Raw genomic sequence first — 15661 nt, 5'->3', positions numbered from 1 at the left:
GAATGTATAGAATAGAGAGGTCGAGTGAATGGCTAGGAATGGCTTTTTTACTGGTTTGGATATAGGAACGAGCTCGATAAAAGTCTTGGTAGCAGAGTTAATTTCTGGTGAGATGAATGTCATCGGTGTTAGCAATGTCACAAGCAATGGAGTGAAAGATGGTATCATTGTTGATATTGAGGCGGCTGCAGAAGCAATTAAAACAGCAGTAGAGCAAGCAGAAGAAAAAGCGGGCATCAAGATTGAAAAGGTAAATGTCGGCTTGCCAGCTAATCTTTTGCAGATCGAGCCTACGCAAGGGATGATTCCTGTGTCAAGCGAGTCAAAAGAAATAAAAGACGAAGACGTTGAGAGTGTTGTCAAATCAGCGTTGACAAAGAGTATTACACCTGAGCGTGAGGTCATTTCTTTAATTCCAGAGGAATTTATCGTCGATGGTTTTCAAGGTATAAGAGATCCACGAGGTATGATGGGAGTTCGTCTGGAAATGAGAGGACTTATCTATACTGGACCAACCACTATTTTACATAATTTACGCAAAACAGTAGAGAGAGCAGGTATTGAGACTGAAAACGTTGTTATTACACCGTTAGCTATGACAAAGTCTGTCCTAAATGAGGGCGAACGGGAATTTGGTACGACCGTAATTGACATGGGTGGTGGGCAAACAACCGTTGCTTCTATGCGTGCGCAAGAACTTCAATATACTAATATTTATCCTGAAGGTGGCGAGTATGTTACAAAAGACATCTCTAAAGTGTTAAGAACCTCCATGCAGACGGCTGAGTCTTTAAAGTTTAACTTTGGTCAGGCGGATATCTCAGAATCTAACGAGGGTGAGACGGTGAAGGTGGATGTCGTAGGGAGCGATGAGCCGATTGAGGTTAATGAACGCTTTTTATCAGAGGTTATTTCAGCGCGTATCCGTCATATCCTTGACCGTGTAAAGCAAGACTTAGAGCGAGGACGTTTGCTTGACTTGCCTGGTGGTATTATTCTAATAGGTGGTGGTGCTATCCTACCTGGAATTGTTGAAGTAGCTCAGGACGTTTTAGGTGTACCTGTCAAACTTCATGTACCTAACCAAGTGGGAATTCGTAATCCAATGTTTGCTAATGTCATCAGCATTGTCGAATATGTAGGAGTGATGTCAGAGGTTGATGTGATTGCTCAAGCTGCTGTATTTGGCGAAGAGTTGCTGCGTCGTAAGCCAGATGACTTTACGTCACGACTTGATGAGACTCGTCCAAGTTATACAACGACAGCGCCTTTACCAACTTTTGGTGGTGAGGAGTCAATGACGAATGATTTGCAACCTTTACCAACAGAAGAGGTATTGCAAGAAAAGCAATCGCCCAATAGGGCTCGTCCGACGTTAACGGAGCGTATTCGGAATATTTTTGGAAGTATGTTTGACTAATTTATTAAGCGAGGGAGAAAAATGGCATTTTCATTTGATTCAGCATCTGTCCAAGGTGCAGTGATAAAAGTAATTGGTGTCGGAGGTGGTGGTGGGAACGCCATTAACCGCATGATTGATGAAGGTGTGGCAGGTGTTGAGTTCATTGCTGCCAATACAGATATCCAAGCACTTTCGAGTTCTAAAGCGGAGACAGTTGTTCAACTTGGACCAAAATTAACACGAGGTCTGGGTGCTGGAGGTCAACCTGAGGTTGGTCGTAAAGCAGCAGAGGAAAGCGAAGAAACCTTAACAGAAGCCTTGACTGGAGCTGATATGGTCTTTATAACAGCAGGCATGGGTGGTGGCTCAGGTACTGGAGCAGCTCCTGTTATTGCTCGTATTGCCAAAAGTCTAGGAGCTTTGACAGTAGCAGTTGTAACACGACCATTTGGTTTTGAAGGGAATAAACGTAGTTCTTTTGCTATGGAAGGTATCGAAGAATTACGCGATCAAGTAGATACTTTATTGATTATTTCAAACAATAATTTGCTTGAAATTGTTGATAAAAAAACACCACTTCTGGAAGCACTTAGTGAAGCGGATAATGTTCTTCGTCAAGGTGTTCAGGGGATTACTGATTTGATTACAAATCCAGGGCTTATCAATCTTGATTTTGCAGATGTTAAGACTGTCATGGCAAATAAAGGTAATGCTCTTATGGGAATCGGTATTGGAACGGGTGAAGAGCGCATCACAGAGGCTGCTAGGAAAGCTATCTATTCACCACTTCTTGAGACTACTATTGACGGTGCGGAGGATGTTATTGTTAATGTCACTGGTGGTATGGATATGACTTTGACAGAGGCTGAGGAGGCATCTGAAATTGTTGGTCAAGCAGCAGGCAAGGGCGTCAATATCTGGCTCGGTACTTCTATTGATATGGAAATGAAAGATGAAATTCGTGTGACAGTTGTGGCTACAGGTGTTCGTAAAGAAAAAGTAAAAATACCGCAGAATGCTAGTCGCCAAAACCCTCAACAATTGGCAGGTGCAAAGTACGCACAAGAAGCACGTCAAAATTCAACTTTTGATCGCCAGCAAAACTTTGATATGCCTGTGCAACATGATATACCTACACCACAGCAGAATCAAAATACGGCAACAAATCAACAATCTAGTGCTTTTGGAAATTGGGATTTGCGTCGCAATGATATTTCCCGTCCGACAGAAGGTGAGCTTGATAGTCAACTTTCTATGTCAACTTTTTCTGATACGGATGATGTTGATGATGAGCTAGAAACACCGCCATTCTTTAAAAACCGATAATGATGAATTTAAAAAAGAACAAAGAAACTGTATTTGAACGTGTCAATCAATCAATAAAAGCAGCTAATAGACCAGCAGATAGCGTTCAGATCATTGCTGTTACGAAATATGTTGATGCTAGTGTAGCAAGAGATCTTTGTGAGACAGGAATTAAACATATTGCAGAAAATCGTGTTGATAAATTCTTAGATAAGTACGAGACTCTTAAGGAGAAAAAACTTACCTGGCATCTTATCGGCACGCTTCAGCGTCGTAAAGTCAAGGAAGTTATCAACTATGTCGACTATTTTCATGCATTAGATTCGGTAAAACTAGCAGCTGAAATTCAAAAGCGTGCTGCGCATCCGATAAAGTGTTTTCTGCAGGTTAATATCTCCGAAGAAGAAACAAAGCATGGCTTTAAAGTGAGCGAAGTTGAGCCTGTTCTTTCTGAGCTTGAAGCTTTTGATAAGATTGAACTTGTCGGATTGATGACTATGGCACCGTTGCTTGCGACAAAAGAAGAAATAGCTGATATTTTTGCTCGAGCACAAGAACTTAATCAGAGATTGCAAAATTTACGTATACCGCACATGCCTTTCACAGAACTGAGCATGGGGATGAGTGGCGATTACGATATAGCCATCCAAAAGGGAGCAACTTTTGTAAGGATAGGCTCAGCATTTTTTAAAGAATAGGAGGACTTATGGCTTTTAAAGATCGCATTGAGAGACTTATTGCTTATTTTGATACGGATGATGTGACAGATGCTGAAAGCAACATGGATTTGTCTCATCAAGTAGAACAGAAATCGGTTCAAACACAAAAAGAATCAAGAGATACTTCGCAGGTGATTAAGGAACAAGAAAGTGTGAGACAACCTCGTCAAATGTCTCAACAAAAACCAGAATATAGCCAATCTCATCAGCAAAGCAAATCATCAGTTACACAACGTAGAAAACCAACGAATGTGCCGAGCTATCATAATGCGCAACAACAGCATCGTGAAACTCAAGATGTCTCTGTCCCTCAATTGACGATTTTGTTAAAATATCCAAAGCTATATGATGATGCGCAAGATATTGTCGACTTGCTAAGCAGAGATGTCTGTGTTTTGATTGATTTTCAATATATGCTAGATGCGCAAGCAAGACGCTGTTTGGATTTTATTGATGGGGCAAGTAAAGTTCTTGAAGGAACCCTCAAAAAAGTGGGCAGTTCTATCTATCTGTTAGCCCCTAAGATTGTTTCTGTTAATTTTGAAGAGGCTGTTCATGCGGTTTCTCAAGAGGCAAACTTTGATTTTGATATGAAGAGACGATAAGATGTTACTGTTAATTATTGATATTTTATTGAGAATCATTCAAGTTTATTCTTATCTTTTGCTTGTTTATGCTTTGTTATCGTGGTTTCCTGGGGCTTATAATAGTGGACTTGGTCGTTTAATTACATTTTTTACAGAGCCTATTATTCAACCTTTTAGACGTTTTCCATTACAGTTTGCGGGCTTTGATTTTACTATATGGGCAGTGATAATTGCACTTAACGTATTGAGTGGACTTTTAGTAAGATTGATTGGGCTAATTATTTGATGCTTTCTAAGAGTATGTTACAACATTTTCATAAGGATGAGCTTATCTTTGTTGAAAAAACGACTGACATTATTAACCGTGTTGAAGATACTTATGCTATCTTTGTGACAGAGTTTTTAAATCCTAGAGAATTAGAGATAGTTGAGAGTTTGGTCGCTTCTAGTGAATTGATTTGCTATTCCTCTAATGATTACTTTGATACGGAGTATGGAAAAGCAATTATTGCTCCTAGTTATTATCAGTTTGATAAAGCGGACTTTCAACTTTCTCTTTTGGAAATTCACTACAATAATAAGTTCAATCGCCTAACACATGCACAGATTTTAGGGGCTTTTCTACATCAGCTAGGGGTTGAGCGCTCATTGATTGGGGATATTCGTCTTAACGACAATAGTGCGCAACTCTTTCTAACAAGTACTATGGTAAATCAAGCTCTGCAACAGATAACAAAGATTGGGCAATCTGGTATAACCATGGAGGAAGTTCCTTTTAGTCGGTTGATGGAACGCCAAGAAGAAACTCAAAAAATATTTCTCCAAGTGTCTAGTTTGAGACTTGATAAGATTTTAGCTAGTAGTTTTAAACTTTCACGACTTCAAGCTGTCAAACTGATTGAATCTGGAAAGGTTAAGGTCAATTATAGGACTGTGGAGAAAGGAGCAGAGCAATTATTGCTTGGTGATATGATTAGTGTGCGTGACTTTGGGCGAATAAGATTAATTGGTGAAGATGGATTGACAAAATCTGGTAAGCATAAGATTACTATTGAAAAGTTAAAACATAAATAGTACTATTTATAGAGAACAAACAAATTGAATTTTATTTAAGGAGACTAATATGACGCTGACTGCATTAGATATTAAAGATAAAACATTTAAAAGTGGTTTTCGAGGATACAATGAAGAAGAGGTTGATGAGTTTTTAGACATTATTGTTGATGATTATGAAACTCTCACTCGCCAAAAACGTACTTTGGAAGAAAAGGTGAAAGCCTTGGAAGAAAAAGTAGCATATTTTGATGAAATGAAAGAGTCGCTTAGTCAGTCTGTTATTCTTGCTCAAGAAACAGCTGAAAAGGTTAAAACATCAGCTAACGATGAGGCGAGCAACCTTTTAGCACGCGCTAATATTGAATCACAACAACTTTTAGATGAAGCTAAAATTAAAGCTAATCAAATCATTCGTGATGCTTCAGATGATGCTAAACGTGTAGCTGTTGAAACAGAAGATTTAAAACGTCAAGCTCGTGTGTTTCATCAACGCTTAATAGCCTCTATTGAAAGTCAATTAAGTCTTGCCAATTCATCTGATTGGGATGAATTGTTACAGCCAACTGCTGTTTATGTCCAAGATTCAGATGAAACTTTTAAAGAAGTTGTAGAAAAAGTCTTGGATGAGCACCTTCCTGCAACTAGTGAGGCAGCAACCTTTGACGTGACACGGCAATTCACGCCAGAAGAAATGGATGAATTACAACGTCGCGTTGAGGAGAGCAATAAAATAGTTGATGAATTAGAGTCTGTTAAACAAAAAATGGAAGCACCTTCAGATTTAGATTCTGTTTCCTCTTCGACAGATATATTGGAGACTTCAAGCGAAGAAGATTCATTGGAAGAAGATTCATTGAATGAAACACAGACTTTCAAATTGAATATTGGCGAATAAGAAAAATTAGGCGTAGAGTATGATACTTTCAGCGAGTAGACGATGGTGAGAGGTCTATAGTTCCTCAACTCTATGTTATCCTTTTCTTCGATTTCATCTGAATAAGTAGGATGAAAGGTTTGACGAACCTTACCAGTCATCAAGGGAATAGGAGACCTATCGGTGTTTTTTATTCTAAATTAAGGTGGTACCACGAGCTTTCGTCCTTTTGTGATGGAAGCTTTTTATAATATAAAGGAGTTAGAAATGAAACTTAAAGATACCCTCAATCTTGGAAAAACAGCTTTTCCGATGCGTGCTGGGCTTCCTAATAAAGAGCCTCAATGGCAAGCTGAATGGGAAAAAGCAGAAATTTATAAAAAACGTCAGCAACTAAATGAAGGAAAGCCTTCTTTTAATCTCCATGATGGTCCTCCGTATGCTAATGGTAACATTCATGTTGGTCATGCTATGAATAAGATTTCAAAAGATATCATCGTACGATCTAAGTCTATGTCTGGTTTTCGTGCTCCTTATGTCCCTGGTTGGGATACACATGGTTTGCCGATTGAGCAAGTTCTTGCAAAGCAAGGGGTAAAACGTAAAGAGATGGACATTGTTGATTATCTTCAATTATGTCGCAAGTATGCTTTGGAACAGGTTGATAAACAACGCAAAGACTTTAAACGTTTAGGTGTCTTAGCAGATTGGGAAAACCCGTATATTACACTTCTTCCATCCTATGAGGCAGCACAAATCCGTGTTTTTGGAGCTATGGCGGATAAAGGTTATATCTACCGAGGAGCAAAACCGGTCTACTGGTCATGGTCGTCTGAGTCAGCTCTTGCTGAAGCTGAAATTGAATACCATGATATTGATTCGACTTCTCTTTACTATGCCAATAAAGTCAAAGATGGCAAAGGTATCTTAGATGAAGATACTTATATTGTTGTTTGGACAACAACACCATTTACTGTAACAGCTTCACGTGGTTTGACTGTTGGTCCTGATATGGATTATGTTGTCGTTAGACCAGAAGAAAGCAGGCGTAAGTATCTCGTTGCTGAAGGGCTTCTGGATACATTAAGTGAGAAGTTTGGTTGGAAAAGCCCAGAAGTGATTTCTCATCATAAAGGATCTGATCTTGAGATGATTATCACAGAGCATCCTTGGGATAGCGAGATTGATGAGCTTGTTATACTTGGAGATCATGTTACTTTAGATTCTGGGACTGGTATCGTCCATACAGCTCCAGGTTTTGGTGAAGATGACTACAATGTTGGAATCAAATACGGTCTTGAAGTCGTTGTTACTGTTAATGAGCGTGGTATTATGATGGAAAATGCAGGTAGCGATTTTGAAGGTCAGTTTTATGATAAGGTGACACCACTGGTTCAAGAAAAGTTAGGTGATTTACTGCTCGCTAGCGAAGTCATCAATCACTCTTACCCATTTGACTGGCGTACGAAAAAGCCAATTATTTGGCGTGCTGTTCCGCAATGGTTTGCTTCTGTTTCTAAATTCCGCCAAGATATTTTGGATGAGATTGAGAAAACTAGTTTTAATCCATCTTGGGGTCAAAAACGCCTCTATAATATGATTCGTGATCGTGGCGACTGGGTCATTTCACGTCAACGAGCTTGGGGGGTACCGCTTCCAATCTTTTACGCTGAAGATGGTACAGCTATTATGACCAAAGAAGTGACAGATTATGTTGCTGACCTCTTTGAAGAACATGGTTCAATTATTTGGTGGGAACGTGATGCTAAAGATTTGTTGCCAAAAGGCTTTACACATCCAGGTTCACCAAATGGTCTTTTTACCAAAGAAACAGATATTATGGATGTTTGGTTTGATTCAGGTTCTTCGTGGAATGGTGTTATGAATGCTCGAAAAGAGCTTTCTTATCCGGCGGATCTCTATCTTGAAGGGAGCGATCAGTATCGTGGTTGGTTTAACTCATCGCTCATTACCTCTGTTGCCGTTAACGGTCATGCGCCTTATAAAGCTATCTTATCCCAAGGTTTTACACTTGATGGTAAGGGCGAGAAGATGTCGAAATCTCTTGGAAATACCATCTTGCCAAGTGATGTGGAAAAACAATTCGGTGCTGAGATTCTTCGCCTTTGGGTGACAAGCGTGGATACGAGCAATGACGTGCGTATCTCTATGGACATTCTCAAACAAACTTCTGAGACTTACCGTAAAATCAGAAATACGTTACGCTTTTTGATTGCTAATACATCTGATTTCAATCCTAAGAGTGATGCTATTAGCTATGAAGAGTTACGTCCTGTTGACAAATATATGACCATCAAGTTTAATCAACTGGTGAAAACGGTTCGAAAAGCCTATGCAGCTTATGATTTTATGGGCATTTATAAAGCTATTATTAACTTTATCACGGTTGATTTATCTGCATTTTATCTTGATTTTGCAAAAGATGTCGTTTATATTGAGGCAGCAAATAGCTTTGAGCGTCGTCAAATGCAAACAGTCTTTTACGATATTCTCGTTAAATTGACGAAACTATTAACACCAATTCTCCCTCACACGACTGAGGAAATCTGGTCTTACCTCGATTATGAATCAGAAGAGTTTGTGCAATTAACAGAGTTACCAACTCATCAGGATTTTGTTGGACAAGAAACAATTTTAGAGGAATGGGAAGCCTTTATGACTTTCCGAGCGCAAGCGCAAAAAGCTTTGGAAGAAGCGCGTAATGCTAAAGTTATCGGAAAATCTTTAGAAGCACACATGACTGTATATGTTGCTCAAAATATTAAAACGCTCCTATCATCTCTTGATAGTGATATTGCACAACTCCTGATTGTATCTGGTTTGACTATTACAGACGAAGCTGCCCCTAGTGATGCTATCTGTTTTGACGGGGTTGCCTTTAGAGTCACTCATGCCTCTGGTGAGGTTTGTGATCGTTGCCGTCGCGTGGATGAAACAGTTAAAGAACGTCCTTATCACGCTACAATTTGCGATCATTGTGCTGATATTATCGAAGCAAACTTTGCTTCATCTCTTTCTGATGGATTTGAATAAATGTTAAATGGACAAGCAGGTGTTTACCTGCTTGTTTTTTTCAGAATAGCAAAAAACTTATATTAATTTTCTGAAAAATATGTTAAACTATTAGTATCTTTTGGAGGTAGACATTATGGTAAAAATCATTCAAACAGACCAAGCACCAAAAGCTATCGGTCCTTATGTTCAAGGAAAAATCGTTGGCGATTTCTTATTTGCAAGTGGACAGGTGCCTCTCTCACCGACAACAGGTGCTGTTATAGGTGAGACAATTGAGGAACAAACAAAGCAAGTTCTATCAAATGTAAAAGCCATTTTAAAAGAGGCTGGATCTGATTTTGACCAAGTGGTTAAGACTACTTGTTTTTTAAGTGACATCAATGATTTTGCTGCTTTTAATGCTGTTTATGAGACTGCTTTTAACGAGACATTCCCAGCACGCTCTTGTGTAGAAGTATCTCGCCTGCCTAAGGATGTTAAAGTAGAGATTGAAGTCACTGCTTATCTGGCTGACTAAAGAGAAGGGCTTGCCCCTTTTTCTTTAACTTTCAAGTGTCGCTAAGATACGGATGTGGTATAATAACATAGGCAAGCGTTATGACGATTTGTGAGGTAATGAGAAACGTTTTTTAGATAGACGTTCGGTGAGCAAGAAAATGAGGTTCATGAGAGAAAGGATAACGAAATGGCAAAAAACATTGAGTTAGTGATTGTGACAGGAATGAGTGGTGCTGGTAAAACGGTTGCTATTCAGTCGTTTGAAGATTTGGGTTATTTTACTATTGATAATATGCCGCCGACCTTGTTACCAAAATTTATCAAATTGGTTGAGCAATCTGGTGAAACCAATAAAGTTGCTTTGGTCATGGATATGCGTAGTCGCCTCTTTTTTAATGAAATTAGTACTATTTTAGACAAGATTGAGACTAATGAGCATGTCAAGGTAAATATTCTCTTTTTAGATGCAACAGATGGTGAATTGGTGTCACGTTACAAGGAGACAAGACGTAGTCATCCTCTAGCTTCGGATGGTCGTATTTTAGACGGTATTACGCTAGAGCGTGAGTTGCTAGCACCTCTAAAGAGTTTAAGTCAGAATGTAGTGGATACAACAGAGTTGACTCCTCGTCAATTGCGCCAAGTCTTATCAGGGAAATTTTCATCTGGTGATACTACAAGTACATTTCGGATTGAAGTGGTGAGTTTTGGTTTTAAATATGGCTTACCATTGGATGCGGATTTAGTTTTTGATGTACGCTTTTTACCAAATCCTTACTATAAACCAGAGCTACGTAATAAAACAGGAATAGATAGAGAAGTGTATGACTATGTCATGGGGTTTGAAGAGTCGGAAGACTTTTACCAAAAGCTTCTTAACTTGATTGTTCCTATTTTGCCTGGTTATCAAAGAGAAGGAAAAGCTATTCTAACAATCGCTATAGGATGTACAGGAGGTCAACATCGTAGTACTGCTTTTGCACATCGCTTGGCTGAAGATTTAAAAGGTGAGTGGTCTGTTAATGAGAGCCATCGAGATAAAGACCGTAGAAAGGAGACGGTGAACCGTTCATGAGAAAACCTAAGATTACAGTGATTGGTGGTGGTACTGGTATCCCTGTTATTCTGAATAGTCTGCGTTTCGAAGAGGTTGATATTACAGCTGTGGTAACAGTTGCTGATGATGGTGGTTCCTCTGGGAAATTGCGGGGTAGTATGCGACTGACACCGCCTGGTGATTTGCGAAATGTTCTAGTGGCTATGAGTGATATGCCACGCTTTTATGAAAAGATTTTTCAATATCGTTTTTCAGAAGGAGATGGTGATTTTGCAGGACACCCACTTGGTAATCTGATTATTGCAGGTATTTCAGAAATGCAAGGATCTACTTATAACGCTATGCAGATTTTAACCAAATTTTTTCATATTTCTGGCAAAATCTATCCATCAAGTGAGCAACCTTTGACACTTCATGCTATTTTTCAAGATGGGCATGAGGTAGTTGGAGAGAGTAGTATAGCTGATTATCAGGGCATGATTGACCATGTTTTCGTTACAAATACTTATAATGACGAACGTCCGAAGGCAAGCCGAAAAGTTGTGAAAACTATCATGGAAAGCGATATGATTGTTTTGGGACCTGGATCTTTGTTCACTTCAATTTTACCTAATCTCGTTATTCCTGAAATTAAAGAAGCTCTTCTTGCTACACCAGCTGAGGTTGCTTATGTATGCAATATCATGACACAGAGGGGAGAGACAGAACATTTTACAGATGCAAATCATGTGGAAGTGCTAAACCGCCATTTAGGTCAGGATGTTATTGATACTGTTTTGGTCAATATCGAAAAGGTGCCAGATGCTTATATGGTCTCAAACTGTTTTGATGAGTATTTGGTTCAAGTAGAGCATGATTTTCAAGGATTGCAAAAACAAGCAAAGCGCATTATCTCGTCTAACTTTTTACGTTTAGAAAAAGGAGGTGCTTTTCATCATGGGGACCTAGTTGTTGAAGAATTGATGAATTTGGTAGGAAAAAAACGATGAGTTTTACAACGACAGTAAAAGAAGAATTACTTGGGCTTTCTATTCACGACAAAAGTGAACTGTCTGCTATCATTAAACTATCTGGAAATCTTGGATTGACAAGTAATGGCTTGACGCTTTCTATTACCAGTGAAAATGCTAAAATTGCTCGTCATATTTATCAATTAATTGAGTGTTATTACACTAGTCAGCCTGAGATTAAGTATCACTACAAAACAAATCTACGTAAAAATCGTGTTTATACAGTTTTTGTAGATAGTGATGTGGAAACTATTTTAGCTGATTTACAACTAGCAGACTCTTTTTTTGGTTTAGAAACAGGTATTGAGACTCATATCCTAGAAGATGATAATAGTGGAAGAGGTTACTTGAAAGGAGCTTTTCTAGCTACAGGAACGATACGTGAACCAGACTCAGGGAAATATCAGCTGGAAGTTTTCTCGGTTTATCAAGATCATGCAGAAGATCTCGCTTCACTCATGCAGAAATTTATGCTTGATGCTAAAGTTATTGCCCATAAAAGTGGAGCAGTGACTTATCTTCAAAAAGCCGAGGACATTATGGATTTTTTGTTGGTAGTTGGTGCTCTTCAAGCAAAGGAAGCGTTTGAAGAAATTAAGATTTTACGTGAAACTAGAAACGATCTGAATAGAGCAAATAACGCAGAAACAGCTAATATTGCCCGAACGGTGACAGCCAGCATGAAAACAATTAATAATATCATTAAAATCATGGACACAGTTGGCTTTGATAGTCTTTCTAGTGACTTGCGCCAAGTTGCAAAAGTGCGTTTGGCACATCCTGATTATTCTATCCAGCAGATTGCAGATAGCTTAGACATCACTATTACAAAAAGTGGTGTTAATCATCGGTTGCGAAAAATTAATCAAATTGCAGACGAATTATAGAACGGAAAGGATAAACTTATGGCTTGTACGACGATTTTAGTAGGGAAAAAAGCATCTTATGATGGTTCAACACTTATTGCTCGAACGGAAGATTCACAAGATGGTGAATTTACACCTAAAAAATTTATTGTAGTTCATCCAGAGGAACAACTCCGCCATTATAAATCAGTATTGTCAACTTTTGAGATGAAGTTACCAGATAATCCAATGCGCTACACCGCTGTTCCAGATGCTCTAAGTAGAGATGGTATTTGGGGTGAGGCGGGTATCAACGCATATAATGTTGCTATGAGTGCTACTGAGACTATAACGACCAATGCTCGAGTGTTGGGAGCTGATCCTCTAGTGTCATCAGGCATTGGCGAAGAAGACATGTTGACTTTGGTTTTACCTTACATTCATAGTGCGCGTGAAGGTGTGGAGCTTCTAGGTTCTATTTTAGAGAAATATGGGACTTACGAAAGTAATGGCATTGCCTTTTCGGACAGTGATGAGATTTGGTGGCTTGAGACGATAGGAGGACATCATTGGATTGCAAGACGTGTCCCAGATGATGTATACGTGACCAATCCTAATCAATTTGGTATTGATTATTTTGAGTTTAATAATCCAACTGCTTATCTTCACTCTAGCGATTTACGTAAATTCATTGCTGAACATCATCTTGATTTGACGTATTCTAATGAGCATTTTAATCCAAGATACGCTTTTGGTAGCCAGAGAGACAAAGATAGACGCTACAATACTCCAAGGAGCTGGGCAATTCAACGTTTTTTAACGCCAGATGTTGAGCAAGACCCTAAAAGTTTTTTCATTCCTTGGTGTCAAAAGCCTTATCGTAAAGTTAGCATTGAAGACATTAAGTATGTTTTAAGTAATCACTATCAGGATACCGTCTTTGATCCATATGGTTCAGAAGGTACCTCTGTCAGTCAAAAAAAATTTCGACCAATTGGTATCAATCGAACTAGCCAAACAGCCATTTTACAATTACGCCCAAATCAACCACATGAAACAACTGGTATTCAATGGCTTTCTTATGGTTCTATGCCGTTTACGACAATGGTTCCGTTCTTTACACAAATTTCTAAGACTCCTGATTATTTTGCAAATACGACTGAAAAAGTATCAACAGATAATTTTTATTGGTCTAGTCGCTTAATTGCTGCTTTAGCAGATACACACTATCATTACCATGCAGGACATCTTGATGATTATATTGAGCAGACAATGGCACAAGGACATGCTATGTTATATAAAGTAGACGCTGCTCTTTCATCAGGTGAAAAGATTGACCTTGAAGCAGAAAATCAAGCTATGAGTGATTATATTCAAGATGAAACACAAAAATTATTAAATCAAGTGCTTTTTGATGCTAGCGATTTGATGACTAATCGTTTTTCTGCTAACGACTAACTTTGACCAACGGTCTTTCCGTTGGTTTTTGTTATATCTATTTCTTTTAATTATTTATGAAGTTGTTCAGCTTGTCAGAATCTATTCCAATCAAAAATAGATACAGTCTCATGCACATCTTTCAAATAGCAATACCACGTTCAGACTACTTATCTTATCCTATTCTTTTGTCATAAAAAGATAAAAAAACCCTAAAATCACTTGACAAAATCGGGGGGGGGGGGGGGTAAAATGTAGTTAGAAATATCCAAAAGGAGAAAAACACAACTATGAACAAAACACTCAAATCTCTTGCAGCAACTACTGCACTCGCGATCGCAGCGGTTGGTGCACCAGCTTTTGCTGATGAAGCAACACAAGCAAAAGCTGATACGCCTGATAAACCAGTTGTCACAGCTGAAGCACCAAAGACTGAAACAGCGCAATCATCTGATGCTAAAGCACAAGTTGCTACTGCACAAGATACAGAAAATCAAGCTGATAAAGCCGTAACAACTGCTCAAGCTAATGTAGACACTGCAAAAGAAGCTGTTAAAGACGCTGAAACAAACGTTGCAAATGCCACTCCTGAAAACATCGCAGCCCACCAAGCTGATAAAGCAACAAATCTTTCAGAACAAAAAGCAAACGCAACAGCAACAGCAACTGCCACAACTGCTAAACCAGCTCCAGCTGTTGACACTGCACAAAGTGAAAAAGATGCAGCAGATGCTGACGTTGCAACAAAAGAAGCAACCGTTCAATCAGCCCAAGCTGCTGTTGATGGTACAGGTAAGGCTGAAGCCCCTATTGCTCCAACTGATGACAAAGCAACTAAGGCAAAAGAACTCGACTTGTTGAAAACCATCCTAGCGACTAGTAATGATATCATGCTAAATAAGATACAAACATCTGATGAACAAGTATACTTTCTCGGTATGCCAACTGAAGAACAAAGTAAGAAGTTACATCAAGCCCTTGATGATTACAGTAAACTAACAGGTAAAACTGAATTGGCCATCAATGGACAACAATACTCTCGCCTTGGAGCTACTTTAGGTCTTTATTATAATGATTATACTAATTATGATGACCCAGTCCCAACTCTAAAAGAAAGACAAGTAGTTCAAGCTTATATCAAAAATGAAATTGCTCGTCTAGAAAAAGAATTATCTGATTCAAGCACTTCAACTTCAAGTACTCAAAATAACACTACTCAAAATAGCACTAAAGTAACTCTACCAAATGGAACCGTTATTAATGTACCAAACGGTAATTCACCTGTAAAACCAAACGGTACAAAAGACAGTACAGAAACACATGGTTCTCATGTAACAGGTTCTACTATCACAAAAGATGGTAAAACAACTGTCGTACCAACATCAGTTAAACCAACTGGTAAATCAGCACAACGTCATCAAGGTGAAAAAGGTGAAAAAGCGACTTACTCACGTGTCGCACGTCATCACCAATTACCACAAACAGGTGAGAAAGCTTCAGCCCTATCTCTATTAGGTCTTGGACTTGTCTCAGCCCTTGGATTTGCAGGTATGCGTAAAAGCAAAAAGGAAGTCTAAGTCAGAAAGAGCTTGCCCCCTCTTTATTGAAAGTAGAGAAGCTTTACAGGCAAACTGACCAAAGCAGTACCGTCAACCCTAATAAATGGTTTGACAGCATAAAAAGGCAGTCCTAGTAGTAGGACTGCCTTTTTTCATTGACAGGTATATCAAAATTTGATAGACTAATGGAGCTGTCGGACGTCCTGTATTTTGTTACTTTTTTTGGAAAAAGTTTCAAAAAAGGGTTGACAAGGCTTAGGTAGTTTGATAGAATAT

At 38.8% G+C, this 15661-nt stretch carries 14 protein-coding genes and 1 pseudogene; all 15 read left to right on the top strand.

The features are described 5' to 3' along the window. Positions 1 to 28: 28 nt before the first annotated feature. Positions 29 to 1223: pseudogene (gene ftsA / locus NXS10_RS06310) on the top strand (cell division protein FtsA); the annotation flags it as partial. Continuing rightward, positions 1196 to 1420 (top strand): cell division protein FtsA C-terminal domain-containing protein, encoded by a 225-nt coding sequence (locus NXS10_RS08655; RefSeq protein ID WP_373318047.1) that lies wholly within the window; start codon positions 1196 to 1198, stop codon positions 1418 to 1420. The pseudogene ftsA and the gene NXS10_RS08655, both read left to right, overlap by 28 nt. Positions 1421 to 1441: 21 nt before the next feature. Next, entirely contained in the window at positions 1442 to 2728 is a 1287-nt protein-coding gene (ftsZ, locus tag NXS10_RS06305; protein ID WP_259138901.1) for a cell division protein FtsZ, read from the top strand. Continuing rightward, on the top strand, positions 2728 to 3405 hold the full coding sequence (locus NXS10_RS06300; RefSeq protein WP_259138899.1) for a YggS family pyridoxal phosphate-dependent enzyme: 678 nt from the start codon (positions 2728 to 2730) through the stop codon (positions 3403 to 3405). Before ftsZ ends, NXS10_RS06300 begins: the two co-directional genes overlap by 1 nt. A gap of 8 nt (positions 3406 to 3413) precedes the next feature. Continuing rightward, positions 3414 to 4031: a cell division protein SepF gene (locus tag NXS10_RS06295; RefSeq protein ID WP_259138896.1), complete on the top strand. Its 618-nt coding sequence runs from the start codon at positions 3414 to 3416 to the stop codon at positions 4029 to 4031. A gap of 1 nt (position 4032) precedes the next feature. Next, a complete protein-coding gene (locus NXS10_RS06290; RefSeq protein WP_259138893.1) occupies positions 4033 to 4299 on the top strand; it encodes a YggT family protein in 267 nt (88 codons plus the stop codon). Positions 4300 to 4313: 14 nt separating this feature from the next. Continuing rightward, the gene (locus NXS10_RS06285; protein WP_259138891.1) at positions 4314 to 5087 is read left to right on the top strand and encodes a YlmH family RNA-binding protein; all 774 of its coding nucleotides are present in this window, start codon (positions 4314 to 4316) and stop codon (positions 5085 to 5087) included. A gap of 49 nt (positions 5088 to 5136) precedes the next feature. Then, positions 5137 to 5964 carry a DivIVA domain-containing protein gene (locus NXS10_RS06280; protein WP_259138888.1) on the top strand — a complete coding sequence of 276 codons (828 nt, stop codon included), beginning with the start codon at positions 5137 to 5139 and terminating at the stop codon, positions 5962 to 5964. A 246-nt stretch (positions 5965 to 6210) separates the two neighbouring features. Further along, entirely contained in the window at positions 6211 to 8997 is a 2787-nt protein-coding gene (gene ileS, locus NXS10_RS06275; protein ID WP_259138887.1) for an isoleucine--tRNA ligase, read from the top strand. Positions 8998 to 9112: 115 nt separating this feature from the next. Continuing rightward, positions 9113 to 9496, top strand: coding sequence for a RidA family protein (locus tag NXS10_RS06270; RefSeq protein ID WP_259138885.1), 384 nt, complete (start codon positions 9113 to 9115; stop codon positions 9494 to 9496). A 168-nt stretch (positions 9497 to 9664) separates the two neighbouring features. Continuing rightward, entirely contained in the window at positions 9665 to 10552 is an 888-nt protein-coding gene (gene rapZ / locus NXS10_RS06265; RefSeq protein ID WP_259138863.1) for an RNase adapter RapZ, read from the top strand. Next, the gene (locus tag NXS10_RS06260) at positions 10549 to 11523 is read left to right on the top strand and encodes a YvcK family protein (protein WP_259138861.1); all 975 of its coding nucleotides are present in this window, start codon (positions 10549 to 10551) and stop codon (positions 11521 to 11523) included. Before rapZ ends, NXS10_RS06260 begins: the two co-directional genes overlap by 4 nt. Beyond that, the gene (gene whiA, locus NXS10_RS06255) at positions 11520 to 12431 is read left to right on the top strand and encodes a DNA-binding protein WhiA (protein WP_259138859.1); all 912 of its coding nucleotides are present in this window, start codon (positions 11520 to 11522) and stop codon (positions 12429 to 12431) included. Before NXS10_RS06260 ends, whiA begins: the two co-directional genes overlap by 4 nt. 18 nt (positions 12432 to 12449) lie before the next feature. Beyond that, positions 12450 to 13847: a C69 family dipeptidase gene (locus NXS10_RS06250; protein WP_259138857.1), complete on the top strand. Its 1398-nt coding sequence runs from the start codon at positions 12450 to 12452 to the stop codon at positions 13845 to 13847. A gap of 269 nt (positions 13848 to 14116) precedes the next feature. Beyond that, on the top strand, positions 14117 to 15403 hold the full coding sequence (locus NXS10_RS06245; RefSeq protein WP_259138854.1) for an LPXTG cell wall anchor domain-containing protein: 1287 nt from the start codon (positions 14117 to 14119) through the stop codon (positions 15401 to 15403). Positions 15404 to 15661: the final 258 nt, after the last annotated feature.

It is taken from the genome of Streptococcus sciuri (assembly GCF_024814375.1).
Classification (GTDB): domain Bacteria; phylum Bacillota; class Bacilli; order Lactobacillales; family Streptococcaceae; genus Streptococcus; species Streptococcus sciuri.
Note: the sequence above shows the minus strand (reverse complement) of the source record. Positions and strands in the feature narration are given on the sequence as shown.

Coding starts and splice junctions, on each gene's coding strand:
- ftsZ (WP_259138901.1), top strand. CDS start 1,442: ATGGCATTTTCATTTGATTCAGCATCTGTCCAAGGTGCAGTGATAAAA.
- NXS10_RS06300 (WP_259138899.1), top strand. CDS start 2,728: ATGATGAATTTAAAAAAGAACAAAGAAACTGTATTTGAACGTGTCAAT.
- NXS10_RS06295 (WP_259138896.1), top strand. CDS start 3,414: ATGGCTTTTAAAGATCGCATTGAGAGACTTATTGCTTATTTTGATACG.
- NXS10_RS06290 (WP_259138893.1), top strand. CDS start 4,033: ATGTTACTGTTAATTATTGATATTTTATTGAGAATCATTCAAGTTTAT.
- NXS10_RS06285 (WP_259138891.1), top strand. CDS start 4,314: ATGTTACAACATTTTCATAAGGATGAGCTTATCTTTGTTGAAAAAACG.
- NXS10_RS06280 (WP_259138888.1), top strand. CDS start 5,137: ATGACGCTGACTGCATTAGATATTAAAGATAAAACATTTAAAAGTGGT.
- ileS (WP_259138887.1), top strand. CDS start 6,211: ATGAAACTTAAAGATACCCTCAATCTTGGAAAAACAGCTTTTCCGATG.
- NXS10_RS06270 (WP_259138885.1), top strand. CDS start 9,113: ATGGTAAAAATCATTCAAACAGACCAAGCACCAAAAGCTATCGGTCCT.
- rapZ (WP_259138863.1), top strand. CDS start 9,665: ATGGCAAAAAACATTGAGTTAGTGATTGTGACAGGAATGAGTGGTGCT.
- NXS10_RS06260 (WP_259138861.1), top strand. CDS start 10,549: ATGAGAAAACCTAAGATTACAGTGATTGGTGGTGGTACTGGTATCCCT.
- whiA (WP_259138859.1), top strand. CDS start 11,520: ATGAGTTTTACAACGACAGTAAAAGAAGAATTACTTGGGCTTTCTATT.
- NXS10_RS06250 (WP_259138857.1), top strand. CDS start 12,450: ATGGCTTGTACGACGATTTTAGTAGGGAAAAAAGCATCTTATGATGGT.
- NXS10_RS06245 (WP_259138854.1), top strand. CDS start 14,117: ATGAACAAAACACTCAAATCTCTTGCAGCAACTACTGCACTCGCGATC.